30 protein-coding genes are annotated in these 26,635 nt (G+C 67.9%); 16 read left to right on the top strand and 14 right to left on the bottom strand.

What is annotated here, in order from left to right; all coding sequences use genetic code 11:
* Positions 1-201 precede the first annotated feature (201 nt).
* Positions 202-2,112 (top strand): NHL repeat-containing protein, encoded by a 1,911-nt coding sequence (locus tag ABD206_RS04975; protein WP_344070014.1) that lies wholly within the window; start codon positions 202-204, stop codon positions 2,110-2,112.
* Between the two features lie 25 nt (positions 2,113-2,137).
* Here ABD206_RS04975 and ABD206_RS04970 read toward each other — a convergent pair whose 3' ends face one another.
* Complete coding sequence (locus ABD206_RS04970) at positions 2,138-2,377, bottom strand: hypothetical protein (protein WP_344070012.1); 240 nt, start codon at positions 2,375-2,377, stop codon at positions 2,138-2,140.
* A gap of 60 nt (positions 2,378-2,437) precedes the next feature.
* Between ABD206_RS04970 and ABD206_RS04965 the strand changes: the two genes are divergently transcribed.
* Complete coding sequence (locus tag ABD206_RS04965; protein WP_344070010.1) at positions 2,438-3,163, top strand: SDR family NAD(P)-dependent oxidoreductase; 726 nt, start codon at positions 2,438-2,440, stop codon at positions 3,161-3,163.
* 5 nt (positions 3,164-3,168) lie between these two features.
* Here the strand turns inward: ABD206_RS04965 and ABD206_RS04960 are convergent, their stop codons facing one another.
* Positions 3,169-3,867: a HEAT repeat domain-containing protein gene (locus ABD206_RS04960; RefSeq protein ID WP_344070008.1), complete on the bottom strand. Its 699-nt coding sequence runs from the start codon at positions 3,865-3,867 to the stop codon at positions 3,169-3,171.
* 152 nt (positions 3,868-4,019) lie between these two features.
* On the opposite strand from ABD206_RS04960, the gene deoC reads away from it, so the two are divergent.
* From deoC to ABD206_RS04935, 5 genes are all read left to right on the top strand, one after another.
* The gene (gene deoC / locus ABD206_RS04955) at positions 4,020-4,682 is read left to right on the top strand and encodes a deoxyribose-phosphate aldolase (RefSeq protein ID WP_344070006.1); all 663 of its coding nucleotides are present in this window, start codon (positions 4,020-4,022) and stop codon (positions 4,680-4,682) included.
* Positions 4,683-4,766: 84 nt separating this feature from the next.
* Positions 4,767-5,168: a TIGR02611 family protein gene (locus tag ABD206_RS04950; protein ID WP_344070004.1), complete on the top strand. Its 402-nt coding sequence runs from the start codon at positions 4,767-4,769 to the stop codon at positions 5,166-5,168.
* Positions 5,169-5,197: 29 nt separating this feature from the next.
* Complete coding sequence (locus tag ABD206_RS04945; protein ID WP_344070002.1) at positions 5,198-5,722, top strand: ferritin; 525 nt, start codon at positions 5,198-5,200, stop codon at positions 5,720-5,722.
* A 164-nt stretch (positions 5,723-5,886) separates the two neighbouring features.
* The gene (locus tag ABD206_RS04940; RefSeq protein ID WP_344070000.1) at positions 5,887-6,231 is read left to right on the top strand and encodes a DUF2200 domain-containing protein; all 345 of its coding nucleotides are present in this window, start codon (positions 5,887-5,889) and stop codon (positions 6,229-6,231) included.
* A 35-nt stretch (positions 6,232-6,266) separates the two neighbouring features.
* A complete protein-coding gene (locus ABD206_RS04935) occupies positions 6,267-6,899 on the top strand; it encodes a GyrI-like domain-containing protein (RefSeq protein WP_344069998.1) in 633 nt (210 codons plus the stop codon).
* Here the strand turns inward: ABD206_RS04935 and ABD206_RS04930 are convergent.
* Complete coding sequence (locus ABD206_RS04930) at positions 6,885-7,538, bottom strand: YoaK family protein (RefSeq protein WP_344069996.1); 654 nt, start codon at positions 7,536-7,538, stop codon at positions 6,885-6,887. The two genes, ABD206_RS04935 and ABD206_RS04930, sit on opposite strands and share 15 nt — an antisense overlap.
* A 168-nt stretch (positions 7,539-7,706) precedes the next feature.
* Here ABD206_RS04930 and ABD206_RS04925 point away from each other — a divergent pair, with 168 nt between their 5' ends.
* Positions 7,707-8,435, top strand: a complete 729-nt coding sequence (locus ABD206_RS04925; RefSeq protein WP_344071424.1) for an NUDIX hydrolase — start codon at positions 7,707-7,709, stop codon at positions 8,433-8,435.
* A 30-nt stretch (positions 8,436-8,465) separates the two neighbouring features.
* Here the strand turns inward: ABD206_RS04925 and ABD206_RS04920 are convergent, their stop codons facing one another.
* Positions 8,466-9,551: a hypothetical protein gene (locus ABD206_RS04920; protein ID WP_344069994.1), complete on the bottom strand. Its 1,086-nt coding sequence runs from the start codon at positions 9,549-9,551 to the stop codon at positions 8,466-8,468.
* Between the two features lie 494 nt (positions 9,552-10,045).
* Between ABD206_RS04920 and ABD206_RS04915 the strand changes: the two genes are divergently transcribed.
* On the top strand, positions 10,046-10,756 hold the full coding sequence (locus tag ABD206_RS04915; RefSeq protein WP_344069992.1) for a GNAT family N-acetyltransferase: 711 nt from the start codon (positions 10,046-10,048) through the stop codon (positions 10,754-10,756).
* Here the strand turns inward: ABD206_RS04915 and ABD206_RS04910 are convergent.
* Positions 10,753-11,646, bottom strand: a complete 894-nt coding sequence (locus ABD206_RS04910) for a LysR family transcriptional regulator ArgP (RefSeq protein WP_344069990.1) — start codon at positions 11,644-11,646, stop codon at positions 10,753-10,755. The two genes, ABD206_RS04915 and ABD206_RS04910, sit on opposite strands and share 4 nt — an antisense overlap.
* Before the next feature lie 71 nt (positions 11,647-11,717).
* Here ABD206_RS04910 and ABD206_RS04905 point away from each other — a divergent pair, with 71 nt between their 5' ends.
* The 3 genes from ABD206_RS04905 to ABD206_RS04895 all read left to right on the top strand — a co-directional run bounded on the left by ABD206_RS04905 (position 11,718) and on the right by ABD206_RS04895 (position 13,792).
* Positions 11,718-12,488, top strand: a complete 771-nt coding sequence (locus ABD206_RS04905; RefSeq protein ID WP_344069988.1) for a LysE/ArgO family amino acid transporter — start codon at positions 11,718-11,720, stop codon at positions 12,486-12,488.
* Between the two features lie 71 nt (positions 12,489-12,559).
* Positions 12,560-13,393 carry a sulfurtransferase gene (locus ABD206_RS04900; RefSeq protein WP_344069986.1) on the top strand — a complete coding sequence of 278 codons (834 nt, stop codon included), beginning with the start codon at positions 12,560-12,562 and terminating at the stop codon, positions 13,391-13,393.
* Between the two features lie 9 nt (positions 13,394-13,402).
* Positions 13,403-13,792, top strand: coding sequence for an MmcQ/YjbR family DNA-binding protein (locus ABD206_RS04895; protein ID WP_344069984.1), 390 nt, complete (start codon positions 13,403-13,405; stop codon positions 13,790-13,792).
* Between the two features lie 217 nt (positions 13,793-14,009).
* On the opposite strand, the gene ABD206_RS04890 is transcribed toward ABD206_RS04895, so the two are convergent.
* A complete protein-coding gene (locus tag ABD206_RS04890) occupies positions 14,010-14,630 on the bottom strand; it encodes a LysE family translocator (protein WP_344069982.1) in 621 nt (206 codons plus the stop codon).
* 126 nt (positions 14,631-14,756) lie between these two features.
* Between ABD206_RS04890 and ABD206_RS04885 the strand changes: the two genes are divergently transcribed.
* Entirely contained in the window at positions 14,757-15,212 is a 456-nt protein-coding gene (locus ABD206_RS04885) for an Lrp/AsnC family transcriptional regulator (protein WP_344069980.1), read from the top strand.
* On the opposite strand, the gene ABD206_RS04880 is transcribed toward ABD206_RS04885, so the two are convergent.
* On the bottom strand, positions 15,169-17,100 hold the full coding sequence (locus tag ABD206_RS04880) for an HNH endonuclease signature motif containing protein (RefSeq protein WP_344069978.1): 1,932 nt from the start codon (positions 17,098-17,100) through the stop codon (positions 15,169-15,171). The two genes, ABD206_RS04885 and ABD206_RS04880, sit on opposite strands and share 44 nt — an antisense overlap.
* A gap of 176 nt (positions 17,101-17,276) precedes the next feature.
* Between ABD206_RS04880 and ABD206_RS04875 the strand changes: the two genes are divergently transcribed.
* A complete protein-coding gene (locus ABD206_RS04875; protein ID WP_344069976.1) occupies positions 17,277-17,705 on the top strand; it encodes a cupin domain-containing protein in 429 nt (142 codons plus the stop codon).
* A 42-nt stretch (positions 17,706-17,747) separates the two neighbouring features.
* Here ABD206_RS04875 and ABD206_RS04870 read toward each other — a convergent pair whose 3' ends face one another.
* Positions 17,748-19,289, bottom strand: coding sequence for a tetraspanin family protein (locus tag ABD206_RS04870; protein WP_344069974.1), 1,542 nt, complete (start codon positions 19,287-19,289; stop codon positions 17,748-17,750).
* Positions 19,290-19,403: 114 nt separating this feature from the next.
* Complete coding sequence (locus ABD206_RS04865; protein WP_344069972.1) at positions 19,404-20,660, bottom strand: glycosyltransferase; 1,257 nt, start codon at positions 20,658-20,660, stop codon at positions 19,404-19,406.
* 108 nt (positions 20,661-20,768) lie between these two features.
* Between ABD206_RS04865 and ABD206_RS04860 the strand changes: the two genes are divergently transcribed.
* Positions 20,769-21,548: a VOC family protein gene (locus ABD206_RS04860; protein ID WP_344069970.1), complete on the top strand. Its 780-nt coding sequence runs from the start codon at positions 20,769-20,771 to the stop codon at positions 21,546-21,548.
* A gap of 12 nt (positions 21,549-21,560) precedes the next feature.
* Here the strand turns inward: ABD206_RS04860 and ABD206_RS04855 are convergent, their stop codons facing one another.
* The 3 genes from ABD206_RS04855 to ABD206_RS04845 form a co-directional block, all read right to left on the bottom strand.
* Entirely contained in the window at positions 21,561-21,962 is a 402-nt protein-coding gene (locus tag ABD206_RS04855; protein ID WP_344069968.1) for an SRPBCC family protein, read from the bottom strand.
* A gap of 12 nt (positions 21,963-21,974) precedes the next feature.
* On the bottom strand, positions 21,975-22,694 hold the full coding sequence (locus tag ABD206_RS04850) for an aspartate/glutamate racemase family protein (protein WP_344069966.1): 720 nt from the start codon (positions 22,692-22,694) through the stop codon (positions 21,975-21,977).
* A gap of 259 nt (positions 22,695-22,953) precedes the next feature.
* On the bottom strand, positions 22,954-23,700 hold the full coding sequence (locus ABD206_RS04845; RefSeq protein ID WP_344069964.1) for an SAM-dependent methyltransferase: 747 nt from the start codon (positions 23,698-23,700) through the stop codon (positions 22,954-22,956).
* A 448-nt stretch (positions 23,701-24,148) separates the two neighbouring features.
* Here ABD206_RS04845 and ABD206_RS04840 point away from each other — a divergent pair, with 448 nt between their 5' ends.
* Positions 24,149-24,703, top strand: coding sequence for a hypothetical protein (locus tag ABD206_RS04840; protein WP_344069962.1), 555 nt, complete (start codon positions 24,149-24,151; stop codon positions 24,701-24,703).
* A 9-nt stretch (positions 24,704-24,712) separates the two neighbouring features.
* Here ABD206_RS04840 and ABD206_RS04835 read toward each other — a convergent pair whose 3' ends face one another.
* Together ABD206_RS04835 and ABD206_RS04830 are read right to left on the bottom strand one after the other, a co-directional pair.
* Complete coding sequence (locus ABD206_RS04835; RefSeq protein ID WP_486348065.1) at positions 24,713-25,384, bottom strand: potassium channel family protein; 672 nt, start codon at positions 25,382-25,384, stop codon at positions 24,713-24,715.
* Between the two features lie 102 nt (positions 25,385-25,486).
* Positions 25,487-26,575, bottom strand: coding sequence for a type I restriction endonuclease (locus ABD206_RS04830; protein ID WP_344069958.1), 1,089 nt, complete (start codon positions 26,573-26,575; stop codon positions 25,487-25,489).
* Positions 26,576-26,635 lie beyond the last annotated feature (60 nt).

The following is a 26,635-nucleotide window of genomic DNA, read 5'->3' as shown; positions in this document are numbered from 1 at the left end:
AATCCACAGGTTCGTTGCGAACCCACACGTCGCTGACGACACAAGCGTGTGGGTTCGCAAGAATCGTGTGGATTCGGTGGTGGGTGGGGCGTGCGCGCGGGGGCGGGGCGGGCCGGTATCGTGGCGCCGGATGCGTACTGCCCTCCGGGTCTGGACGCAGATGCACAGCAGCATGCACAGCAGCAACGGAGTGACGTACCTATGCGCGGAGTGGTCAACAGTGGTGTCGGAGCGGCGGGGATGCTCGCCGCGGTCGGTCTCGTCCTGGCGGGGTGCGCGGCATCCGGGCCGTCATCCGCGAACCACGTGGACGGTGTCGTGGTCCCGGTCGTGGCGGAGGTCGCAGCGGGGGACTGGAGCGTCAGCGCGTGGGTCGCCGGCGATGGCGAGAACACCGCGGAGCAGCTCGGAACGGCCACCTCCGCGGAGGACGGCGCGTTCTCGGTCTCGCTCGGGGACGTCGATCTGGCCACGTCACTCGTCTACGTGCTTGCGACGCAGGCAGGCGATGACGCCGCGACTTTTGCGACGGTCGTGCCGGCAGACGGCTCGGCGATCACCCTCAACGAGCGGACGACGGTCGCGACCGCGTATTCGCTCGCGCAGTTCACGGGCACCGACGGCGTCTCGGGTGTCTCTCCGGGACTGCCGAACGCGGCATCCATGATCCCGAACTTCGTCGATCTCACCACCGGTGATTACGGGGCGGTTCTGACCTCCTCGCCCAACGGCAACGAGACGACGGCGCTGGCCTCGTTCACATCGCTGGCGAATATGCTCACCGCGTGCACGCTCGACACCGACGCGTGCGCGGTGCTGATGGATGCCGCGGGCTCGCGTTTCGACGAGGCGCCGGCCGACACGTTCCAGGCCTTCGCCGCGATCGCCCGCGACCCCGGTGCCGAGGTTTCCGAGCTCTACGATCTCTCCCTCGCGGTGGCGGGTGATCGTCCCGGGCTCACCGAGGAGCCGTCGGCGTGGACCCTTGCGCTCCGCTTCGACGGCGACGGCGAGACGCTCGATGGTCCCGGCACCTTCGCCGTGGACCCCGAGGGCAACGTCTGGGTCAACAACAACTACGAGTACGGCGCCGATCCGACCGAGCCGGTGTGCGCGAGCGATCTCGTGCTGGAGTTCTCGCCGGCCGGCGAGATGATCGGCACCTACGCCGGTGGCGGGCTCAGCGGCTCGGGTTTCGGCATCGCGTTCGATCCCTCCGGACAGCTGTGGTTGAGCAACTTCGGGTTCGCGGGCGAGGGATGCGACGAGCAGCCCCCGCACAACAGCCTGTCGCTGTTCACGACCGACGGCACTCCGCTCTCGCCCGCCGACACCGGCTTCACCGCCGGCGAGCTGGCGTGGCCGCAGGGCGTGGATGTCACCGCCGACGGTTCGGTCTGGACGGCCAACTGCCAGACGGGTACCGTCACCGTCTACCCGGGAGGCGATCCCGAGCAGGCGATGACCCTTTCGGCGGGACTCGACCAGGCCTTCGGTGTGGTCGACAACGGCCGCCACGTCTTCGTCAGCGGCATCGCTTCCAGTTCTGTCGCCGTATTCGACTACGACGGAACCTTGGTCGGTGGGGCACCGCTGACCGGCGATGAGTTCGTGCTGCCGATGGGGGTGGCATCCGACCCGGAAGGGAATGTCTGGGTCGCCAACTCGGGCTCCACGACACTGCCGTGCCCGGAACGGCCGATCTCGTCGGGGCCGACAGGCTCGGTCGCCCTGATCTCGGCCGATGGCACGACGGTCTCCGGTCCCTTCAGCGGAGGGGGCGTGACCCGGCCGTGGGGCATCACCACCGACGGTGACGGAAACGTCTGGGTCGCCAACTTCGCCGACCAGCGGGTCTCGGCCTTCTGCGGCACGAACCCCGAGACCTGCCCGGGCGACCTGTCGACGGGAGATGCGATCTCCCCGGATGACACCGGATACGGCTTCAACGGGCTGGTGCGCAACACGGGTCTGATCGTGGATCCTTCGGGCAACGTGTGGGTCGCGAACAACTGGGAAGAGGTGCCCATCCAGTCGAACCCCGGTGGCCACCAGCTCGTCGTCTTCGTCGGTCTTGCCGCGCCGGTGGAGGTCGCCCCTTTCACCGGGTGACCGGGGTCGGTCAGTCTGGGGTCGGTCAGTCGGGACGCGTCCACCATTCGGGGAGCAGGAGCGCGTTGAGCTCCATGATCAGGCCGCGATCGCGCGGCGGGTCGAGGGCCACCCACGCGGCGAGCTGACCGACGGCGCTCGCGGCGACGCCGGCGATCACGATCGCGCTCACGGCGTGTGGGTCGTGCCGGCTGCGCAGCGGTGGGGTGAGGTCGAGTGTCTCCACCAGCAGTCGTGCGGAGGAGGCGAACTGGCGGCGCAGCATGGGGGAGAGCGAGTCGCCCGCGGTGTCGAGGGAGAGCTCGCGGCGATAGACAGCGTCGTAGTGCTCGATGTGTGCGACGAGGCCACGGCGGTGCTGTTCGCCGAGGCCGGCGCGAAGGTCGTCGTCGCGGACTTCAACGAAGAGAAGGGCCGCGCCGTCGTCGACGCGATCACCGCGGCCGGCGGTGAGGCGTTCTTCGTGAAGGTCGACATCTCCGATGGCGCGCAGGTCGAGTCGATGGTCGCGCAGACCGTCGAGAAGTACGGTCGTCTCGACGTTGCGATCAACAACGCAGCCCTCACCCCCGACAACGCCCCCGTCACGGAGCTGGACGAGAACTACTGGGACCGGCTGCTGAGCGTCGATCTCAAGGGCACCGCGCTGTGCATGAAGTACGAACTGCGTCAGCTCCAGGCTCAGGGTGAGGGCGGCTCGATCGTCAACATCTCCTCGGTCTCGGGCTTCCGTCCGCAGCCCAACAACGTCGCGTATGTCGCCGCCAAGCACGGAGTGGTCGGCATGACCAAGGTCGCCGCGGTCGAGAACGGGGCGTTCAACATCCGTGTGAACTCCGTCGCGCCGGGCGCGATCGACACGCCGATGCTGCGCGGAGCGCTCGAGCAGGTGGGGACGACCGCCGAGGAGTTCGCCCCGGTGCTGAGTCTCCTCAACCGGTTCGGCGAAGCTCGCGAGATCGCCCAGGCGAGCCTGTGGCTGGCATCCGATCTGTCGTCGTACGTGACCGGCACGACGCTGCACGTGGACGCGGGCTACACCGGCCGCTGAGGTTCTCAGCCCGGCGGGAGAGTCTCGCCGGGCGGGATGGGCGCGTCGCGCAGAGCGACCGTGCGGCGCGCCTCGAAGATCGCCTCCTCGAAGCTCTCCTCGGGATCCTCGAGCAGCCGCAGCGTCGCGAGTGCGTGCGCACGTACACCCTCGTCGGACGACGCGGCCGCCGCGCCCAGCGGTGGTTCGGCCAGCTCGGGGCCCAGCGCGGCGAGCGCCCGACTGAGGCTCAGGTGCACGTCGCGGTCTCCGCGTCCCAGCTGCGCGCACAGCGCCTCCGCGAGCGCGGGGCGCTCCGCTTCCGGGGCGAGGATCGCGGCCGCGCGCCATGAGGTGCGCGCGACGGCGTCGTCCGGATCGGCGAGGACCTCCGGTGTGATGGCGGCCCAGCCGCGGGGATCCCGCACCTTCGACAGGGTGTGGAGCGCCTGGCTCCGCGCCTGCGTGACGCCGGTGGCGGCATCCTGGATCAGCCGCGGCACCGTCAGATCCGGGTCGTGCCGCATGATCGCCCAGGTGAGGGTGTCACGCACCGAGAAATCCGGCTCGATCGCGCACCTGTCGATCAGGACCTCGACGTAGGACGGATCGGGGCGGGAGCCTGCCGTGAGCGCCGCTTGCAGGCGCCCGGCCGAGGATTCCTGCGAGAGCGCGTCGCGCAGCCGCGCAGCGCTCGTGGTGGTTCCGGTGTCCTTCTCGCTCACGGTTCGATCCTTGCAGCGTTCGCCGAAACCGGCCTCGCCTCGCGAAACCAGTGGCTGCTGGCGCGTTTCGGAATGGTCTTGGACGATGCGGCTGGTTTCGGCGGGCGGTGCGACCTGGTGAAATGGTCTTGCCCCATGACGCGAAGGACACCATGACCGAGAACATCGCCCGCTACGTCGACCACACCCTGCTCAAGCCCGAGGCGACGGCCGCCGATGTCGCCGCGACCATCGCCGAGGCGGCTGAGCTCGGCACCTACAGCGTCTGCCTGTCGCCCTCGATGCTCCCCGTCGAGCTGCCCGCGGGTCTCAAGCTCGCGGTGGTCACCGGGTTCCCGAGCGGCAAGCACCATTCCGTCATCAAGGCGGCCGAGGCCGCCCTCGCGGTGTCGCAGGGGGCGGACGAGATCGACATGGTGATCGACGTGGGCGCGGCGATCGCGGGGCGCTACGACGCCGTCGAGGCAGATATCCGTGCCGTGCGCGAGGCCGCGCCCGCACCCGTCGTGCTCAAGGTCATCATCGAATCGGCAGCCCTGTCGGATGACGCGATCGTCGCCGTCTGCACCGCCGCCGAGGCCGCGGGAGCGGACTTCGTGAAGACCTCGACCGGCTTCCATCCCGCCGGAGGAGCGTCGGTGCACGCGGTCGAGCTCATGAAGCAGACCGTCGGCGACCGTCTCGAGGTGAAGGCCTCGGGAGGGGTGCGCACCCGCGATGACGCCGAGGCAATGATCGCGGCCGGCGCCACGCGCCTGGGACTGTCGGGTACGCGCGCCGTTGTCGAGGGAACGGGATCCGCCGGCTCCTACTGATGTCAACGTCCTGAGGTGGGCGTCGCGAGGTCACGTCCCGCCACACACAGGCGATGTCCGACATCCGGTGTTAGCGTCACGGCCATGACGACACGGTCGGCTCACTCACCCACCACCGCGGGGGATGCCGACCTCGTGGTGCGCGCGGATGGCGGCGATATCGAGCCCGTCCGGGCGCCCGGCGCGCACCCCCGCCGCCATGCACTGCACCAGACGCTGCAGCGGAGCCGCGCGTGGATCGCCGACCATCCGCGCCTGCAGATCTTCTACCGCGTGGCGGTCGCGATCTTCGGTGGCATCCTCACGCTCGTCGGCCTGGTGCTCGTTCCGCTTCCCGGTCCCGGCTGGCTCACGGTCTTCCTCGGCCTCGCGGTGCTCGGCACGGAGTTCCACTGGGCCAGGCGGTTGGCGCGTTGGGCCAAGCGGATGCTCGACCGCTTCTGGGCGTGGTGGCGCGCGCGCCGAGAGCGATCTGCGGGAGGATGACGGTGACCGCCGATGGAGAGGATCCCGCCATGTCCACCTTCGACCAGCTGCTCGCCGAGCAGATCGGACACGAGTTCGCCGCTTCGCACCAGTACGTCGCGATCGCCGTGTGGTTCGACAACGAGGACCTTCCCCAGCTGGCGAAGTACTTCTACCGCCAGGCGTTGGAAGAGCGCAACCACGCGATGATGCTGGTGCAGTACCGCCTGGACCGCGGCATGACGGTCGTGATCCCGCCGATCCCCGAGGTCGTGAACGACTTCGAACACATGCGGGTGCCCCTGAAACTCGCGCTGGCTCAAGAGAAGACGGTGTCCGAGCAGATCCAGGCGCTGTTCGCTGCGGCCCGCGCCGAGAACGATGGGCTGGGCGAGCAGGCGATGCTCTGGTTCCTCAAGGAGCAGGTCGAGGAGGTCGCTTCGATGCAGACCCTCGTCAATGTCGCCGAGCGCACCGAGAACCTCTTCGACATCGAGAACTTCGTCGCGCGCGAGACCTCCGAGGCCACGACCGTGGATGCCGATGCCCCGCCCGCCGCCGGCGGCGCCGTCTGATTCTGCTTGCCATCTCATAACCCCGGGTGCTACGGTCGCTCTCCCACGAAGACGTGCTCCCGGGGTAACCGCAGGGTCCCCGAACTGACGGCACGCCCCCGAAACCGCTGAATCTCGGTAGGTCGGGGGTCGTTGCCATGCGATCCTCGACGTACGCTGGCCTCGTGCACCGCATCTACCGCATGACGTTCGCGTCGGTCTATCCGCTCTACGTCGCCAAGGCTGAGCGCAAGGGCCGCACCCAGGCTGAGGTCGACGAGATCATCGAGTGGCTCACCGGCTTCGGCCCGGCCGCGCTGCAGCAGCAGCTGGATGCCGAGACGACCTTCGAGCAGTTCTTCGACGCCGCGCGGCTCAACCCGAACGCGGGTCTGATCACGGGTGTGGTGTGTGGCGTGAAGGTGCAGGAGATCGAGGATCCGCTGATGCAGAAGATCCGCTATCTCGACAAGCTCGTGGACGAGCTCGCGAAGGGCAAGACGATGGAGAAGATCCTCCGCACCGCGTAGCGAGGTCTCGGGGGAGTGGGCGGAAGGGGAGCGGCGTGAAGTACGACCTCAAGAAGGATCGCGCAGACCTCTACGCGCCCGGTGCGCGCGAGTTCGTGCGCGTTGTCGTACCGCCGATCACCTATCTTGCGATCGACGGTCACGGCGATCCGAACACGGCGCCGGAGTATGTCCAGGCGGTGAGCGCGCTGTATGCCACGGGCTACGCGATCAAGTTCGCGTTCCGAGCGCGCACGGGCGATGACTTCGTCGTCGGTCCGCTCGAGGGGCTGTGGTCGGCCGATGACCCCGCGAGCTTCGCGGAGCGTCGCAAGGATGCCTGGGACTGGACGATGCTCATTCCGCTGCCCCCGCTCGTGGCCGAGGTGGATGTGCGGGCCGGTCTGAAGACGGCCGCCCGTAAGAAGCCGGACCTCCCGATCGCCGCGGTCACCCCACTCGTGATCGATGAGGGGGACAGTCTTCAGATCATGCACATCGGAGCATATGACGCTGAGGGGCCGACCCTCGCACGCCTGCACCATGAGGTGATGCCCTCGCTCGGGCTCACGTGGAACGGCCGCCACCACGAGATCTACCTAGGCGATCCGCGCCGGGTCGCGCGGGAGAGGCTCCGCACGGTGCTGCGTCAACCCGTGCGCCCCCGCGACGAGTCAGGTACGCGCTGACAGGGTGCGGGCGCGGAGGCGGAGCACCCCGGCGATCAGGATCGCTGTAGCGGCCCCGCCCCACAGACCCCAGTGGCCGATGCCGCCATAGACGGCAGCTCCGCCGATCGCACCGAGAGCGATCGCGAGCCACAGCACGAGGTAGCGCAGCCAGCCGGTGCGGTCGCCACCGCGGAGGGCCGCGACGATGCCCTGGCCGATCTTCACGAGCGCGCCGGTCATGTAGGTGATGCCGAAGGATGCTTCGGCCCGGCCGCTGAACACGGTGTTCACGGCGCCCATTCCGGCTGCCAGCAGGATCGCCATCGGCCAGCGCACGTCGAGGTTCGACAGCAGGGCGGCTGCGGCGATGAACACGGCGACCGCGACGAGGACCATCGGCCCGCGGTCGTGGGTGTCGGAGGAGATGACCGTCCCGGCGATGACGCCGGCGACGAACGACATGATGACCAGCAGCCCGAGACCGGCGGCACCGAGATCCATGCCGACGAGCTCCACGCCCGCGCGGGTGGTGTTCCCGCTCATGAAGGAGACGAAGTAGCCGCCCAGGGCGAGGAAGCCGATGCCATCGACATAGCCGGCGAGGGCGGCCAGGGACGCCGCGATCGCGAACTGTGTCCGCGTAAGCGTGCGCGCCACGTCTCTCCTTCCGGCATCCGATCTGTGATTCGAAGGTACCGGAGCACGGGAAGTCCGTCCGGCGGGTCGAGCCCGCCGGACGCGCAATCAACGATTGCCGCGCCAGACTGTCGGCATCCGACAAGGATCCGCGCGGCATGGGAGCGCGGATCATAGGTTGAGAGGGTGATGTCCCGCTCCGATGCCCCGGCTGCGCGCGCGCAGCTTGCGGCGCTCGTGGCCGCGGGGGCGCGCCCCGGGGGTGCGCAGGTGGATGCCGACCGTCGTGCCATCGGGGCGGGTCCCGCGTCCGCAGGTCCTGACGCGCGCCCGGCAGCGGTGCTGATCCTCTTCGGCGTGCTGGATGCCCTGGTCAGCGCTCGCGCGGCGCAGGATGAGGCTGTGTCGCGCGACCTCGATGTGCTGCTGTTGGCGCGTGCGACGACCCTGCGCTCGCACCCCGGACAGGTGGCCTTCCCGGGTGGGCGGCTGGAAGCCGCCGATGCCGGGGCTGTCGCGGCCGCGCTGCGGGAGGCACGTGAGGAGACCGGTCTGGACACGTCCGGGGTGGAGGTGCTGGGCGAGCTCGAGCAGATTCCCCTCGCGTTCTCCCGTCATCTCGTGACCCCGGTGCTGGGGTGGTGGCGCGCTCCGTCGCCGGTGCGTGCGGTGGATGCCGCCGAATCCGCCGCGGTCTTTCGCGCCCCGGTCGCGGATCTGCTCGATCCCGACCGCCGCGGCACGACGACGATCCGGCGCGGGGGCCGCGAGTGGCGCGGTCCGGGCTTTCTCGTGCAGGACGGCACCGGGGAGCACCTCGTGTGGGGATTCACCGCGATGGTCCTCGACGGTCTGTTCGATCGCCTCGGCTGGACCGAGCCGTGGGACACCGCGCGCGAGCTGCCGATCGTCTGGTGAGAGTCGCCCGTTCGCGCGGCGGGTCCCGCGTCAGACCGTGATCCGTGCCTTCGCGCCGACCAGCGATGACTGACGCAGGAACAGGTCGGGGCGCGGCATCCCGGGGGCACCGCGGTCGAGGATCGCGAACACGAGCGGGATCATCCCCATCGCGATGAACCCGGTGATGAGCTTGTCGATGAGCGAGGTGATCATGTTCGCCGAGAACGCGGCACCCCACAGCTGCTGCCCGAGGACGAGCATGCTCTGCGTGAACGAGTTGGTCGCGATGTGCTCACTGAAACCCCCCATCGCGAACAGGATGATCGGCACGGCGATGAGCGTGCACGTCACCGCAACGATCACGTTGAGCACGAAGAAACGGACGGATGACGTCCCCAGCCGCCACGCGCGCACGCCGTAGCCCCACACGAGGGCGCCGGCGACGTTGACGATGGTGAACGGGATACCTTCGAGCGACCAGAGGGAGAGCGCGACGGCGAGGTGGGTCAGCAACGCCACCATGACCCCGAACCACGGCCCCAGCGCGATCGCCACGACCGCTGTGCCGATCATGTCGAGGAAGAGGGGGAGCGAAAGTACGAGCACGATCTGGGTGCCGAGCACGTTCACCAGCACCCCGATGAGCAGCACCGCCAGGATCGTGAGCGTGCGTTGCCAGGGACTGGCGTGCGCTGCCACGGTGTCGGCGGAGCTGTGCGCGGCGGTGGCATCGTCGGGGCCGGCGGGGCGGGGAGTGGCAGGCGCAGACGTGTCCCGGGTCGCGGGGGACGCCTCGGCACCCGACGACGCGGGTGTCCCGGCCCGTTCGGTGCGGGAACGGATGCTGTAGTCCCGCCAGTACTCCACACGCTCATCGTCCTCGCCCAGCACGGTGGCGATGTCGGCGACCAGATCGGGGTTGATGCGGCGACGTCCGGGGCGGAAGACGTCGTACACGGTGGAGCGCGCGATATATGCCGCTCCGGGATTGAGTCCGCGCTGCTCTCGGAGGGCTTGCAGACGAACCGCGATCTGGGAGTAGCTCACGCCGCCCGCGCGCATGCGCAGCAGTTGGAAGTCCTCGGTGAACTGTTCCGGTCCCCGAGTGACCGCCGGTTGATCGTGGTCCTGCACGTCTTGCCCCCGTCGACATGCCCTGTGGCACCACACAGCGTAATCCACCTGCCTCCCCGTGGACGGTGACGCTCTCGCATCGATGTCGCGGGGTCGGTCGATGTCGCGGGCTCGGTCGATGTCGCGGGATCGGTCGACATCCCTGGGCCGATCGATGCCTCTTCGACGAAGAAGTGCGGGCGGTCGTCGACGCTCCCAGTCTTCGACCACCCGCACTGAGGGAGCACCCCCCGGTGCATCGGTCGCGTACCCGAATGCGCGACCTTCCCTGTGATGGAAGATACGGAGCGCAGATGACGATCGTGGTGACAAGAGAGGTCTTCTGCGAAGTCCGGACGATCCCGGACAGCACCCCCGCACGTCCGATCTCGGACAGCACCCCAACACGGCCGTCCTCCGCACATGCCCGCTGCGCCGGTCCCGTGGGGCGCCGGATGACGGGGAGATCGTCCGTCAGGGGGCATTCCGTGCGGGGATCCGGCAGACTCGAGACCGTGACTCCTTCGGCCTTCTCGCAGATCGTCACGGAGTTCTGGGGCATCGATGGCGTCTTCGAGGCCGCATCGGATGAGTGTCTCGTCGTCGTGGACCCGTCGCTTCGCGAGGACCTGTCCCTCTCGCTGCTGTCGGTTGCGGGTGGACCTCGCATCGCCGCGGTGACCCCGGCGTTCGCGGCTGGTCTGGGGGTCTCCCACTCGACGTGTATCGGCGTCGACGACCTCCGCTCCCGCGTGGCGCGGGCGGGCTGCGATTTCCACGGCGCCGACCACCTCTTCTACCTCCCGGAGCGCGAGATCCTCCCCAGTGCCAGCCCGGCTGCGGACATCCGGATGCTCTCCTCGTCCGATGCGGAGGCCTTCGCGCGCCTGTGCGAAGAGGCCCCCGAAGACGATCTCGAGGACGCGTTCGTCGAGCTCGATCACTGGTTGGTGTGCGGGGCATTCACCGAGCGCGGCTTGGTTTCCGTTGCGAGCATGTACCCGTGGCAGGGGTCACGGTTGGCGGATGTCGGCGTGCTGACCCTTCCGGCGCACCGCGGGCAGGGCCACGCGCGACGGGTCGTTCTCGCCATCGCGGCCGAGGCTCGCCGCCGCCGCTACGAACCGCAGTACCGCTGCCAGCTGGACAACCTCGCATCGGTCCGCCTCGCCGCGTCTGCCGGCTTCCAGCGATTCGGCGCGTGGGATGTGGTCACGGCGCGCTAGGGAACCGGCACGGCGAGGATCCGGCGTCCGGCATCGAGCACCGCGTCAGCGATCGTTTCCAGCAGGGGCGAGCGCAGATCCCACTGCTGCCAGAACAGGGGGACATCCACCGCAGGCCCCCCGAGCAGGAGGAGGGAGCCGTCATCGAGCCATGCCTGCGACTGGATGCGGGGGAGCAGCGCCCACCCCAGCCCCAGATGCACGGCCGTGGCGAAGTCCGCCGACGAGGGGACGTAGTGGCGCGGTGGGGCATCGGGTGACACCCCCGCTGCCTCGAGCCATCGGCGTTGCAGGTCGTCGCGGCGATCGAAGTCGATGACGGGTGCGGTCGCGAGCGCCGCCGGCGTCGGCCCGTCTGGGAGATGACGGGCGATGAAGCCCGCCGTGGCGACCGCCTCGTAGCGCAGGATGCCGAGCGGATGGACGCGGCATCCCGCGACCGGCGTGTGGCGGGAGGTCACGGCGCCCATCACGGTCCCCGCCTCCAACAGGCCCGCGGTGAAGTCCTGGTCATCGCGATGGATGTCGAACACGACGGAGTGCTCTCGCGCCAGGCGGGCGAGCGGATCCAGAAACCACGTCGCGAGGGAGTCCGCGTTCACGGCCAGCGGCACCGTCACGGTCGCGGTGGTCTCCACACCGATGTCGGCCAGCGCATCGTGCTCGATGAGTGCCAGCTGGCGTGCCATGCGCACCACCGCGTTGCCGGCCTCGGTCGCCCGCACCGGTTTCGAGCGCACCAACAGCACGCGTCCCACCTGCGCTTCCAGCGACTTGATGCGCTGACTCACCGCCGAGGGGGTGATCTGCAGCCGCCGGGCGGCGGCATCCATCGTGCCCGCGTCGACGGCGGCGGCAAGGGTCTCGACAAGGTCGGCAGGAAGACGCATCTTTAGCCACGCTACAGGTTCTGAAGAATGCTTCGCTGGCATTCAGAGAGAGCCCCTCCTACCGTCGAGGTGTGATCTCGACTCTGTTCGCCGGCCTCGGCCTTGGTCTTTCCCTCATCGTGGCGATCGGTGCGCAAAACCTGTTCGTGCTGCGGCAGGGGGTCCGCCGTGAGTACGTGTTCGCGGTGGCGGCGATCTGCGCGCTCTCAGACGCGGTGCTGATCGTGTTGGGGGTGTCCGGCGTCGGGTTGGTCCTGCAGGCGGTGCCGGTGCTCGTCGCGGTCGTCCGGATCGCCGGATGCATCTTCCTCGTGGGCTACGGGCTGCTCGCCGCGAAGCGGGCGTGGCGGCCGTCCGGGGACGCGCTGACCCTCGCCGACGACGCGGCGCCGAGCACTATCCCTGCCCCTGGTTCGGGCTCGGCTGAGGTCGCCGGTCCGGCGTTCGTCCAGGCGGAGTCGCCGGGCCGCGGTGAGGTGGGGTCTCCGGCCCGCGCTGAGGGAGCAGCGCCGGCGTCTGCCGAAGCGACGGCGCCGATCGCCGCGATCGCGACCCGTCCGCGCCTGCTCACGGTCGCGTTGACCTGTCTGGCCCTGACCTGGCTCAACCCGCACGTCTACCTCGACACCGTGTTCCTTCTGGGAAGCGTCGCCGGCACCTACGGCGACCAGCGTTGGTGGTTCGCCCTCGGCGCGGCGGTCGCCAGCGTCATCTGGTTCTTCGCTCTCGGCTTCGGCGCACGCTATCTCGGGCGCTGGCTCGGCACCCCCACCGCGTGGCGCATTCTGGATGCCGTCATCGCCGCCGTGATGATCGCCATCGGCATCAGTCTGCTGTTCTAGGCAGGCAGGCGTCTCCGAATGCCGACGACCTGCGTCTCGATCGTCCGCGGGAGCTGCCGTACGGTCGAACCATGACCACGCCCCTGATCACCGCCGAAGAACTGCGCACCCGGATCGGCCGGGACGCGCCGATCATCCTCGATGTGCGGTGGCGGCTGGATGCCCCGGACGGGAGGGACGCGTATCTGGCCGGCCACATCCCCGGTGCGCACTACGTGAGCCTGGACGATGAGCTCGCCGCACACGGCGCACCGACCGATGGGCGTCATCCGTTGCCGAGCGCCGAGGCATTCGCTGAGGCCGTGCATCGTTGGGGCATCGACGACGGCGACGAGGTGATCGTCTACGACGACTGGCTCACCTTCGGCGCCGCCCGCGCCTGGTGGATGCTGGCCGATGCCGGCATCCGTGCCCGCGTGCTCGATGGCGGTCTTGCGGCGTGGCGGTCGGTCGGCGGCGCGCTGGAGACGGGTGACACACCCCGGCCCGAACCGGGACGTGCCCGCCTGGAACCCGGGCAGATGCGGCAGCTTTCGATGGACGAGGCCGCCGCGCTCCCACAGCACGGACTGCTCTTCGACGTGCGAGCCCCCGAGCGCTATCGCGGCGACGTGGAGCCGATGGATCCGAGGGCGGGTCACATCCCCGGCGCCGGCAACGCACCGACAACGCAGAACGCCACGACCGACGGCCGTTTTCTGGCCCCGGACCTTCTCCGGGAGCGCTTCGAAGCGCTCGGCGTGAGCGAGGAGGTGCCACTCGGCGTCTACTGCGGGTCGGGTGTCTCGGCCGCCCATGCTGCGCTGGCCCTCACGTTGGCGGGCTTCACCCCGGCCCTGTACGCGGGTTCGTGGAGCCAGTGGTCGAACCACCCCGACCGCCCCGTGGCGGTCGGCGGGGAGTGAGGGTCTCAGATGGCAGCCACCCTCGCGGATGTCCGGGCGTTGGCCCGGACGCTTCCGGGCAGCGAGGAGCGAGCGATGACGCACGGCGCGGCCTGGTTCGTGCGCCGGAGCCTGTTCGCGTGGGAGTGCTATCCGTGGCCGAGCACGCTCGAGCCTGCCCGCGCGATCATCGCCGCTGAACCCGTGCTGGGCGTGACCCTCGCGGATCCGATCGATGCGCTCGCGCTCATGGAGATGGCGCCGCAGGTGTTTTTCCGCACTTCTGATTCACCGAAGCCCAAGATTGCGCTGCGGTTGAACGCTGTCGACCCGGATCATCTCGCCGAGCTCGTCACCGAATCCTGGCGCGTTCAGGCGCCGCAGTATCTCCGCCGGGAGTTCGACGCTCGCGAGGTGTGAGTCCCAGCGCTGCGACGCCGATACCCCGTTGCGCTGCTGCGCTGGCACGCCGCTGCGTCGCCTCGCTGCTGCGTCGCCTCGCTGCTGCGTCGCCTCGCTGCTGCGTCGCCTCGCCGCTGCGTCGCCGCGTTGCCGCGTTGCCGCGTTGCCACGCCGCCGCGCCGCCACTCTGCGGTGCCGCCCGAGTGCGCGCACTCCGCGACGGCACGCGTTCCGCTCAGAGGTGGTGCAGCATCCACTCGGCGGCGAGCGCCAGCCCGATCCCGATCATCGCGACTCCCGAGACGCGACTCACGATGCGGGCCGCGGTCGGTCGCGAGCGCAGCAGCACGGATGCCGCGACCCCCACCATCAGATACACCACCGCGGTCGTGGCGATGTGGACGAGACCGAGCGTCGTGATCTGCAGCGCGGGCGGCCAGGTCGACGCCTGGTCGACGAACGGAGGGAGGACCGCCAAGAACAGGAGGAACACCTTCGGGTTCAGTCCGCTCACGCCGAATCCGCCGCCGTACCAGCGTCCCCAGGATCCGTGTGCGACCCCGTCGGCCGCCGTCACCACGGCTGGATGTCGCAGCGAGCCGACCCCGAGCCAGACGAGGTAGCTCGCGCCGGCAAGGGTCAGCACGGCGAGCGCGAACGGAATCTGCAGGACGAGCATCCCCACTCCTGCCGCGACCACGAGGGTGGCCAACAGATGACCGGTGAGCATGCCGGCAACCGCGGGGACCGCGCGTCGGTTCATGCCGCCGGAAATGGCGTATGCCCAGTCCGCACCGGGGGTGAGGACGAAGAGCGCCGAGACTCCCCAGAATGCCAGCAGTGCGCTGAGACCCATCGCTGTGCTCCCTTCGTGCTCGTCTGACCCGGTTCTGTCGGATAGCGAGAAGGCTAGGGAAGATTGAGCGCAAAGTGCTTTCCTCTTTCCGCGCGCTACGCCGCGTGTTGGGGTAAGAATGTCTGCATGGATGCCCTGGATCGAAAAATCCTTGCGGAGCTGCAGCGCGATGGACGGATGACCCTCACTGATCTGGCCGACCGCGTGGGGTTGACGGTCTCCCCGTGCCACCGTCGGCTGAAGGATCTGGAGCAGTCTGGGGTGATCGCCGGCTACCGTGCCGTGATCGACCCGGGGGCTGTCTCGCTCGGGTTTCAGACGCTCGTGTTCGTGACGATGCACGCCGCGACCCGCGAGGTGATCTCGGCGTTCGAGGAAGCGGTCACCGAGATCGAGGCGGTGATCGATGCACAGCGTCTGTTCGGTGAGCCGGATTACTTGCTTCGCGTTGTCACGCGCGACCTGCCGCACTTCCAGCAGGTGTACGACGAGCATCTGAGCGCGCTGCCCGGGGTGCAGCGGTTGAACACCACCCTCGTCATGCGTCAGGTGATCGATGATCGGATGCTGCCCGTGAAGTGATGCCCGGATGCCGCCAGGAAGTGACGCCCGGATGCTGCGCGGATGCCGCCCGGGACGTGATGCCCGGCGCCGGAGACTCGCGCCAGGGCCGTCGCTCCGGAGGTGCTGACTTCCAGGCCCACGCCCAGGGCGACTTCGTCCGCAGCGATGTCAGCCGATGCGTGTGCTGCGACCCACCCGGATCGCGCCCGCCTGTAGCTCCTCCACCTGGATCTCCTCCACCCGGGTCGCGGGCACCCGCATACCGCCCGCCCGGATCGCGCTCGCCTGAATCTCCTCCACCCGGATCGCGCCCGCCTGAATCTCCTCCACCTGGATCTCCTCCACCGGGATCGCGCGCACCTGCATACCGCCCGCCCGGATGCGACCCACCCGGATTGCCTCCACCCGGATCTCCTCGACCCGGATCGCGGCCCACCGGGCTGCGCAGCATAAACGCTCCATGCCCATCCCGCAGGATCTTCCACCCGTTATTGTGCAGCTGCATGTGGTGAAAACGGCAGAGGAGTACCCTGCGATCGATATCGGTTCGTCCGTTATCTGCCGCGACATGATCGATGTGGTGCGCTTCGCAGTACGACGCGGGTCGGCGGCATCCAGGCCACAGGCACCCGCCGTCGCGCACCGCGAGCGCAATCCGCTGCTTCGGGGTGAAGAGGCGCTGTTCGTGGCCGACATCCAAGGGATTCCCGCACGAATCGATGGTGATGTCGGTGCGTCCGTGCTGGCAGAGCGTCCGATCGATGATCGAGCCCGGGAGTGCGTCGCCGCCGTCTTCCGCGTGGCCCACCCCCACCATCCGCCCGAGCGGATCCCGCGCGCCGATCGCATCGGCGACGACGACCACCCGCACGCCCGGCTGACGGGCGCCGAACACATCCTCGGCGCTGGCGAGAGCCCCGGCCCGCAGCGTGTCGACGAAGAGGTCGTACTCGAGCTGCTCGTTGGTGCGCGGATCGTCGGTCAGCTCCGCCGCCGCATCGCGCTCATCCACCGCGACAAACCGCGGACCACCCCGTCGCGGCCGCATCGCCGCCGACAACATGGACTTCACGAACAGTGCCATCTCGTCGTCGAAGGTGATGTGTCCGTGGTGCTGGCCGTGCTCGTCGATCCACATCCGCAGCGACCGCTTCTCGAACCGCTGCTGGAATCGGCTTTCCGCGCCCACGGGGTCGAGGATGTCGCGCATCGCCCGCGCGCGAGCGCGCAGTTCTTCGACGTTCGCGCCCGCAGCGGCCTCATCGACGAGAGTCTCGGCGGCGACGCTCCACGCGAGTGCGGCGGACTCTGCATCCACGCCATCGATCGCCGGTTCGCCGAGCCCCATCCGGATCGCATCGTGCTGCGCAAGGCTGAGGGCGCTGTGCAGCAGCGCGGTGCGCAGCGGCGCGTGCCACGGCGGCCGTGGGGGAGCGGCCGGCATTTCGCCACCACCGCCTGGCCCCGCGCCGTCGCCCGCGCCCGCTGAACCCACCGGATCCGCCGCCCCCACCGGACCCGCCGCCCCCACCGGACCCGCCGCCCCCACCGGACCCGGTGCATCCTCCTCCAACAACGCCGCCCCGACCCGCAGCTGCCGTATCGTTTCGGATCGCGACGCTCCCGTGATCGCCTGCACGAACGCCACGGGCGAGGCGTGCCCATGCACGGCGGCCACTCCCGAGTGCCCCGCCTCACGCGACGATCGACGTGCCGCGATCCCGGCGATGACCGCCTGCACCTTCGTGCCCTCGTTCACGATCGCGGTCATCTCCCGCAGCACTTCGACCACCGACGCATCGCTCAGGCCCGCGGCGCTCATCGCGAGGCCGTCGGGTTCGACATCCAACTCGGCAAACACCGCGAGGCGGTCGAGCCGCTCGCGCATTGCCGTGAGGATGTTCATGCCTGAAGTGTCGCACCAACCTCAGACATTCCGGCCCGGCCGGGTCCGCCCGAAAATCCACCTGTGGACAGGGTCTTTGTCCACAACCCTGGGGAGGAGCGAACGTCCCGGAAAGCCGCAGAACAAGCCGCCGCCACCACCCCCACACCCCCCGAAACGCCACTACCCTGACCCCCATGAGCGACTATGACATCCTCGACATCGGTCCCCTCGACAGCTGGTACTCCCACTTCGGCGGGTTCACGCCCGACCGCTCCCGCGATGGCCGCCGCGTGGTCGACCACGAGATCGACACCGAGTTCATCGGCATGACCGCCAACGCCTACGAGCCGGGAGAGGAAGCCGGATACTGGCACACGCACTCCCAGATCGAAGAGCTCTACGTCTTCCTCGAGGGCACCGGACAGATGGGGCTCGACGATGAGGTCGTGGATGTCGCCGCGGGCTCCGTCATCCGCGTCGGCCAGGGCGTCTGGCGCACGTGGCGCAGCATGCCCGACAGCCCCGGTCAGTTGCGATGGCTGTGCATCCGTGCCGGCGGCGGTCGCATCGCGCACATGCCGGATGACGCCGAGCGTGACACCGACCGCTCCGCACCCTGGTGAGGGCACCCCACGGCCCCAGGCCCAGCGCCTCGCCCCGTGACCCTACCCCCCGGATGAGGGAATGGTGAAGAGCAGCACGAACGTGACGCCGGGGAGCGCGCCGTCGTTATCACCCGGGTAGGCGCATGTCGATATCGCCCATTCGGATGCGTCGGTGAAGTACTCGTTGCTGTAGCAGTCGGCGACGATCGATCCGCCGTCGGCGATCGGCGTGGCCCAGCCGATCCACGACTCTCCGTCATCGCCGAGCCCGATGCACACTTCCGGCGATGCGGGCGTGCCGATCAGGCCTGCGGTGTACGCGTCTATGGAGAGATTGCCGCAGAACGCGACGGACAACTCCGTGAGGTCTGTGCTGCTTGTATTCGTGGACGGGATGAGCAGCCGCGCCGGCGACGCGGTCCAGGTGTCGAAGTCACTGAACACCGCCTGCCGTTGTGCCACGTACGCGCTGCCTGATGATCGCGCCGCTTCGAACGAGATGGTGAGCACTGCAGAGGATTCGTTGTATGACCCCACCGGTGTCGTGTGCCGGGCACCTTCCGGAATCGAGAAGCGATCGTTTGGCGCAAACACCACGTTCCCGGGCAGGTTCTGGAACTGGATCAACACCTCGACAGGCTCGGCGTCGTTCACTTCCAGCAGTCGCACGCTGAAGGTGGGGATGAGACTGTCGGATGTCCCCGGCCATGCGCACGCGTAGAGCGGTGACTCGTAGTAGGTCGTGTACGACGGGTCGCTGTAGCACTGGTTCACGATTGTCGCGTCGCGCGCGGTGGGAATCGCCCAGGAGAAGAACCACGCCTCGACCCCGTCGATGTCCCCCATCCCCAGGCAGAGCTCCATCTGGGGATTCAGGTCTTCGAACGTGATGTTGCCCTCAAGATCGGCGGGCGAGATGACCCCGCAGAACGCGAGGTACAGTTCCGTCGACTCGGTGAGGGCGAGATCGGATGCCACGCCGTAGACCTCTGGAGTGGCATCCCCGGTCCAGGTGCCGAGCGTGGTTGTGACCTCCCGGCTCGGCGCCAGGCTGGCCGACAGGGTGATCGACATGACGCTCGCATCTGCGTCGTAGGTCCACACCGGTGTTGTGTATTGCTGCCCGTCGGTGATGGCGAACTCGGTGTTCTCGACGAACGCGACGCCGCCGTATGTCGCGTACTCGAAGCTGATATCGACTTCGAGCTCCGTCAAGACGGTCCCGAGATCGCCCGGGAGTGCGAGGTCATCCACGTCGTCCGATGTCGGCGAGGGGGTCGGCGCCGAGACGGGGAGCGGAGTTGGCGACGGTGCGGCGGGCGGTGCGGGCGGTGGCGGCGGCAGCGTCGCATCGGTCGTCGTCGCCGGCGAAGGCTCGGGCGTGGGTGCGGGCGTCGGCGACGCATCGGCGTCGGGGGTGGCGGATGTCGAGGACGGCGTCGGGGAGGGTGTGGTTGCGTCGCCCTCGCTCTGCGCTGCTGACTGCTCGTCTGCGGGCGGCCAGGGGAAGAGGATCCCGCATCCTGACAGCATGAGCGCGAGCGTGACCACGCCGACGGCGGTTGCTCGGCGTACATGGCGGGAGACAGCAGACTTCGGCACAGGATGCTCCTGGGTCGTGGGTCTCAGCCGGTCCATGACGCTTCTCGACGACTGTGACCCCGGGTGCACTTCCGGACAACGCTCTTCGGAACCCTAGCGTGCTCTGCGGTCCCACTAGGCCTGGCTGATCGTGTCCTCGATGAACCGGGCGGACGCACGCGCGCCGTCTTCGCCGACGTAGGCATCCTTCACTTCGGCAGCAGCGCGACGGATGCCGGGATCGGTGAGCACGCGGTTCACGGCGTCGAGGAACTCGGCCGAGCCGGCGGCTTTGGGCGGGAGGGAGATCGCATTGCCGCGCTGTTCACACAGCCGCACGTGCCACGTCTGCTCGGGTTGAAGTCCCATGCCGACGAAGGGGATGCCGGTGGCACAGGCAGTCTGCACGGTACCCTGTCCGCCGTGGATGACGGCCGCGTCGACGTACCCGCCGAGCTTCGGCGCGGGGAGCAGGTCGGTGACGTGCACGTTCGCGGGGAGGTCATCCGCATCGGTCACGTACTGGCGGATCGGGGCGATGACGTTCACCGGCAGCGTGCCGAGCGCCCGCGCGCACCGCAGCGCGAGGTCGCGGTTGCCCGATGACCCGAGGGCGAGGTACACCAGCGGGATGTCGCGCGCGGCGAGCTCTTCGACGATCGGCGGGAGCGGGGCGTCGATGTTGGCGAAGATCGGGCCGACCCGGTGGAAGGTCGACGGCAGCGTGAAGCCGTCCAACTCCCAGGGCATCTCGGTGAGCAGGTTGTAGTCGGCGGTGATGAGCGAGCCGATCGTCTTCAGAGGTGCCACGCCGTTGGCCCGCGCGACGGTCGCGAAGGCTTTTGGAGCGATCGGTGCCGTGTTGTAGAACCAGCGGAAGAGGCTGGTCGCGACTCGGTCCGCGGCGCGCGCGAGTCGGCTCCGGCCCTGCACCATCCACAGGTGCGGGGTCTGCGCAACCTGCGGCTGGGTGAGGGCGAACGGCACCGGAAAGAAGAGCGGAACGCCCTCTGCCCGGGCGGCGATGAATGAGGTCAGGTTCGACCCGGTGACCACGGCCCGCGCGCCGAGCTCGCGGATCAGTTCGCGCTCCCGCGATACCCGCGCCGTCACGAGCTCTTCGGTGAACGGGCTCTTCAGGGTCTTCCCCTGGTCATACGCCATCGCCTGGTCACGTTCGGCATCCGTCCATGCGGGTTCGCATGCGATGTAGCGGAAACCGGCGTCGGTGATGAGGTGAACGAAGTCGTGCTCGTACCCCATGAAGACGGCGTCATACCCGGCATCCAGGGCACGAGCGACCTGAATCATGCGCGTCGTTTCGGCGAGGTTGAAGGTCACGGGACAGAACAGGATCGTCGTCATGCGGTTCTTCCGGGAGACGGTGTGCACGTGGTCTTCGTCCATCGTCGCGCAACCCGGCGCAGAGGGCTAGTGGCACTGCCTCCGCTGGGCTACCTTGGCGCTGTCCGCATTTACGCGACCGACGGGGGAGCATCCATGGGCTACGAACCGACGACCAGCGGCTTCCCGTGCTGGTACGAGCTGATGACGACGGATGTCGATGCTGCGAGCGCCTTCTACAGTGCCGTCCTCGGATGGAACGTCGTCTCGGCCGGGATGCCGGACTTCGACTACCGCCTCGCCAGCGACCCGAACGGCTCGAGCGTCGCGGGTCTGGGCGGTACGGAGCCGGGGCAACCCGCGGCATGGATCTTCTACCTTGAGGTCGCTGAGTGTGACGCAGCCGCGGCGCAGGTGGAGAGCCTGGGCGGCAGCATCCTCACCGCCCCCGCCGACATCCCCGGAACCGGCCGGTTCGCGATCGCCACCGACCCGCAGGGCGCGGTGTTCGGGATGCTGCAGCCGAACCCGATGGAGGGTGAGGCGCCCGCGATCGGAGCCTTCGACCAACCCACCACAGGCCACGGCTCGTGGCACGAACTGCGCACCTCCGACCCGGTCGCCGGCTTCGACTTCTACCGCGAGCTCGTCGGCTGGACGCCGGGGGTGGCGATGCCGATGGAGGACGGCGACACCTATCAGATCTTCGCTGCGAAGGGCACCGATATCGGCGCCGTCCAGCCCCTGCGCGATGCCCCCGTTCCGTCATGGCTGAGCTACTTCAACGTCGCGAGCGTGACGGCGGCCATCGAACTCATCGCGGCGGGCGGGGGAGAGGTCACCCTCGGTCCGATCGAGGTTCCCGGCGGCGCCTACATCGCCATCGCAACCGACCCCCAGGGTGCGGGCTTCGCGGTCACCGGGCCGCTCGACTAGGCCGGGCGGGTCTCACCGGTCGTCCTCGAGAAGACCCCGCAGCCGGTTCAGGTCATCGCGCACCATCGCGGCATCGCGCTCGTACGCTGCGTCCGTGGCATCCGGCAGTCGATAGAGCGTGAAGACCACCTCGCTGCCGTCGCCGTTGGCCAGCACCCGCAGCGGGTTGTGCACCGTCGTGCCGTCCGGCAGCACGACATCGTGGTCGAGGATGCCGAGCTCGACCTCCCCGGTGAACCGCACCTCGACCTCACCCATCGGCGAGTCGGTGATCCATCGGCCGTCCTGCTGGCGGATCTCGGCGCTCAGCCCGGCCGCCCACACTGGCAGATTCCGCGGATCGCCGGCGAACGCGATGACCTCACGCGGTGAGCGTTGTATCGCTTGCGAGATATGGCGGGAGGGGAATGTCATGGCGCAAGTCCATCACGCCCCTCCGACATCAGCGGCCTCGGCCGCGCCCAGCGCGAACCCCACCGCCCCCTCCACATGCAGCGCGGTCGTCGGGAACACCGGCACCGAAGCATCCTCCTGCGAGACCAGCAGCTCGATCTCGGTGCACCCGAGGATGATGCCCTCGGCCCCGCCATCCACGAGCCGCGCCATCACCTCGCGGTATCGCTCGCGCGAGGCCGGGTTCACCACCCCGTGGACGAGCTCGCCATAGATGATCTCGTGCACGGTGCGGCGGTCGTCGGCATCCGGCACGAGGGTCTGGATGCCGTGGGTGGCCAGCCGATCGCGATAGAAGTCCTGCTCCATCGTGAACGCGGTGCCGAGCATCCCCACCGTCTGGATGCCGGCCGCGGTGATCGCGGTCGCGGTGGTGTCGGCGATATGCAGGAACGGGATGCCGATCGCGGCCTCGATGTCATCGGCGACGATGTGCATCGTGTTGGTGCACAGGACGATGACGTCCGCGCCGGCCGTCTCGAGCGCTGCCGCGTGTGCGGCGAGGATCCGCGCGGTCGCCGGCCAATCGCCCGCCGCCTGCAGCTGCTCGATCTCGGCGAAGTCGAGCGAATCGAGCAGGATGCGCGCCGAGTGGTATCCACCGAGCCGGTCGCGCACCGCCTCGTTCGCGCGCCGATACCACTCGAGGGAGGACTCCCAGCTCATTCCGCCCAGCACACCGATGGTCTTCACATCAGCGAGCCTCTCACGGCCGTGGTTGGATGCCGCCCCTCACCTGCTCCACCGAGAGGTTCGCGTGTATCCTTGTGACTGCCCACCGTTACGACGGAACGGGAAGAAGACCTTAGAACCCCAGCCGGACGACTGGATCTAGGGTCTTTCGCTTTTCAGTCCTGACGCGCCGACGACTCGTCGATGAACGCCCGGAACTGACTCACCCCCTCACGCTATTGACCGCGTCGGACACACGGCCTCGAGTGGATGCCGCCCCTCAGCGAATGTCGTGCAGCACCGCCGTCACGAACCCGAGCTGTCCGCGATAGCCCTCGAGCCACGCGGTGCGATGTGCGCGGGCTGCCTCAAGCGCCTGCTCACGATGGGCTGCGGATACGTCGCCCTGCGCCCACGCGACGAGCGATCCCGTCCACGACCACTCGTACTCGTCCCACTCCGCGGCGGTGCTGAGATGCGCGTACCCGACCTCGAAGCCATGGCGCTCGGCCGTCGCCAGGAATTCCGCGAGCGTCGGATAGTCGCCCGGTTCCGCACCGAGCGCCTCCAGCGCCGCTGGCGTCGGTGGATGCTCCCAGATGGCGTCTCCGACCAGGACTCGCCCGCCGGGGTGCAGTCGGTCGCGGATCGCGTCGAGCGTGCCGTCGAGTCCGTCGAACGCGTGGGTCGCGCCGATGGAGAGGATCGTGTCGTACCGCTCATCGTCGATGGATGCCCACGCCGCGGCATCCGCTTCGATCCAGGTGATGCGGTCACTCAGGTCGCGCGCGCGGGCGAGGTCACCGCGGTCGGGGTGGAGGGAGATGTCCACTCCGGTGGCGGTGAGATCCGCGCGGTCGATCAGAAGCTCGAACAGCCACGCGCCAGCCCCGCAGCCCAGGTCGAGAACGCGACCCGACGGCGTCGGCTTGAGGTGGCTGAGCAGCCTCCGTGCCGCGGATGTCGACACCGGCGCGGCGATGGGGTGATCGCTGTGCGCAATGCGGCTGATCTCGTAGCGATCCATGCGGTCATTGTGCCAACAGGAGTGCTTCTGAGTAGAGCTGATGAAACCCTGACTCAACCCTGATCTGGTCGCACTGATCGGGTCTTCGCGGGTCGATAGCCTGCGAGAACTCAGCTGGATTGGGTCCTCAAGCAAGGGGTAGGGGATGGGCGAGGGACCGCGCGATTGGAGCCCGCCGGGGTATTGGGAGGACAAGCCCGCACCTCGCGGCTATTCGTCGAATCAACCGACGGCCACAGCCACAAAGCCGAGAACCGACCATTGGCGCGGATCCGCTGTTTTGTCTTCGCTGCTTGGTTGCGGCACTCTCGCCGCAACGCTCGCACCCTTGTGGTCGGAGTCGACAACACATCTGTTGTGGACGACAGTGGGGCTCACGGCAATCTTCTTCGGCGCAGCGCACATCTCGCGAGTTCGCCGCGGGTATGCGCGTGGCAGGTTCCTCGCCATGCTCGGCATTGTGACTGGTGCGACAGCGACGGTGCTATTGGCATGGGCTGTCCTGTCGTCGAACGTGTCCGGCGTGCCTTCGCCACCCCAGTTGACCTACACCGGCGCATTCGCCCCCGATGGTTCGGCCGCAATGTCCGACGCTCTCACGCCGGTCGTGCCGACGGTCGTCGATGAGGTTCCGGCTGAGAATGACCACTCATACGAGCTGCGCGCTGGTCGGGTCGTGCCAGCAGTTCCCAACGCGAAGCAAGTGGAGCCGCAGTACCAACTACAGACGAACCTGGGCGCCACGGCGTATGAGATCTGCGTTGGGCTTAATGCGTATCGCGCGGCGAACGGTGCATTCCCCGAGACGTTGAGCGTAGTCAGCGACGGGCACGTCGTTGCCAGCGACACGCAATTGACTGCGGTGCTGCCCGCCTACATGCGGCTGTCCTACGTCTCGAGCGCCCCCGAGGGGACGGCGTTCCTGACCGTGGCGGACGCAGAGTCCGGCATGGCTATGTCGTGCATCCAATCCGGCAGCGGCGGCTGGATCACGAACAGCTAGCGGCAGCGACTATGCAGCGGGCTTTAACTCCCGGATCATCGACTTGAGTTCCGCGATTTCATCGCGAAGGCGCTCGACCTGATCCTCGGTTGCGGCAGCCTTCTTGTGCTCTTCATCGGCGACGCGCTCGACGATCCACGACGCGACGGTGGCGGTTACGACACCGATCAGTGCGATCCCACCGATCATCAACGCGACGGCCACGATACGACCGATATCCGTCACCGGCACGTAGTCGCCATAACCGACGGTCGTGATCGTGACGAAGGCCCACCATACGGCGTCACCGATGTCTTCGATGGGTCCAGGCCCGCCGCGCTCTGCATCGAGCACAGCAAGCCCGGCCATCAGGATCAGAACGATGGTGCCGCCGATCGTGTAAATGGTCACCTTGCCCCGGAGACGATTACCGGCGCCACGGTTCAGCAGGGCGAGAACGGTCAAGAAGCGCATGAGCCGCAGAGGTCGCAGCATGGGGAGAACGACGATCGCGAGATCGAGAAGATGCCGGTAGAACCAACGCCAACGCTGTTCGGTGATCGTCAGTCGGACGATGTAGTCAAGGGCGAACAGTGCCCAGGTCGCCCAAAGTACGACTTCAGACGCAGCATCCACTGCCCCGGTCGGCTGGTAGATGATCTTGACCGCATAGGCGAGCAAGAACAGGATGGCGGCGATCATGAGCGGCCACTCCACGGCGCGCTCCCAACGGGCGACTCGTTCTCCGTACATCCCGCCGATTATTCAGTATCACGCGCAGCGCATTCGGCTGGGTGAGCCTGCTTAGGCGTAGCGCGCGACCGCCTCTCGAATGCCGTCTGCATGGCTGTAGATCTCGTCGAGGGTGTCGATCGGGTGACGAGTCTCATCCTTGTTCTCGTCGAGCAAACCGAGATACTTCTGCCGCCCGTTGAAATGGAGTCGTGCAACCGGCTTGCGATTATTGTCATCGAGCAGCACCGCGAAGTAGCTCTTCGCATCGCGCTGAGTGATCCGCTGAGGCTTCACCACGCCACACGCGATTGCCTTGACGATCTGGTATCCCTCAAGCTCCTCAAGCGTCGTCTCAATCTCTGTATCGCGCGAGAGATCATCCGCGACGACGGGTTCGCTCGTCACAGAATGGCCAGGTTCGTTCGCCTCATCGATCACTCGTCCCGCGCCCAGCGCGAGCTTGAGCCGGTCGTTGATTCGTTCATTGAGGAACTGAGCAGACGCCTTGGCCACGATGCCCTTGAACTGCTCGCGCACTCGCGCAGTGAACGCGCCTTCGTACACACGCTGGGTGAAGAACTTGATCCACTCGTCAGACGGCTCCCGAAACTGCGCGGCGATCTCCCGCTTGAGAGCCCCGACATACTTGAGCTCTTCGGCCGCGCTAATGATCGAGTCAAGGTCAAAGTTGGCTTTGCTGAGCTTCTTGATCTCAGGGATGAGAGTGTCGTCGATGTCGCTCAAGTCGAGGACAAGGAAAGGCTTCTCATCCATTCGATTCGGCGCATCCAGGTCGGTGTAGAACTGCCAGACGATCCCGTTGGTCAATGCAGCGATGCGCGCGTTCGTTGTCGCGAAGTAGCGGAAGAGCTGGGATGCATGCTCAATCTTCAGACTGCCCTTCGAAACCTTGCACTCGATGAGAATCTGCACCTCGCCGTCACGAATGATCGCGTAGTCGACCTTCTCGCCACGCTTCGTGCCGACATCAGCGATGAATTCAGGAACCACTTCGAGCGGGTCAAATACGTCGTAGCCGAGGATCGTTGAAATGAACGGCATCACGAAGGCGTTCTTCGTCGCCTCTTCCGTGCCGATCGCGTCGGCCTGATTCTTGACCTTGGTTGCCAGTGCTCCAACGCGCTCTTCGAACTCCATCGTCACTCCCCGCTATCACCTTCGACGTGAGGGTGAGCCTAGCGGGTGCGTCATCTCGAC

Origin of the sequence: Microbacterium sediminicola (assembly GCF_039531125.1) — a bacterium.
GTDB classification, from domain to species: domain Bacteria; phylum Actinomycetota; class Actinomycetes; order Actinomycetales; family Microbacteriaceae; genus Microbacterium; species Microbacterium sediminicola.
This window is presented reverse-complemented; position numbering and strand designations above follow the sequence as displayed.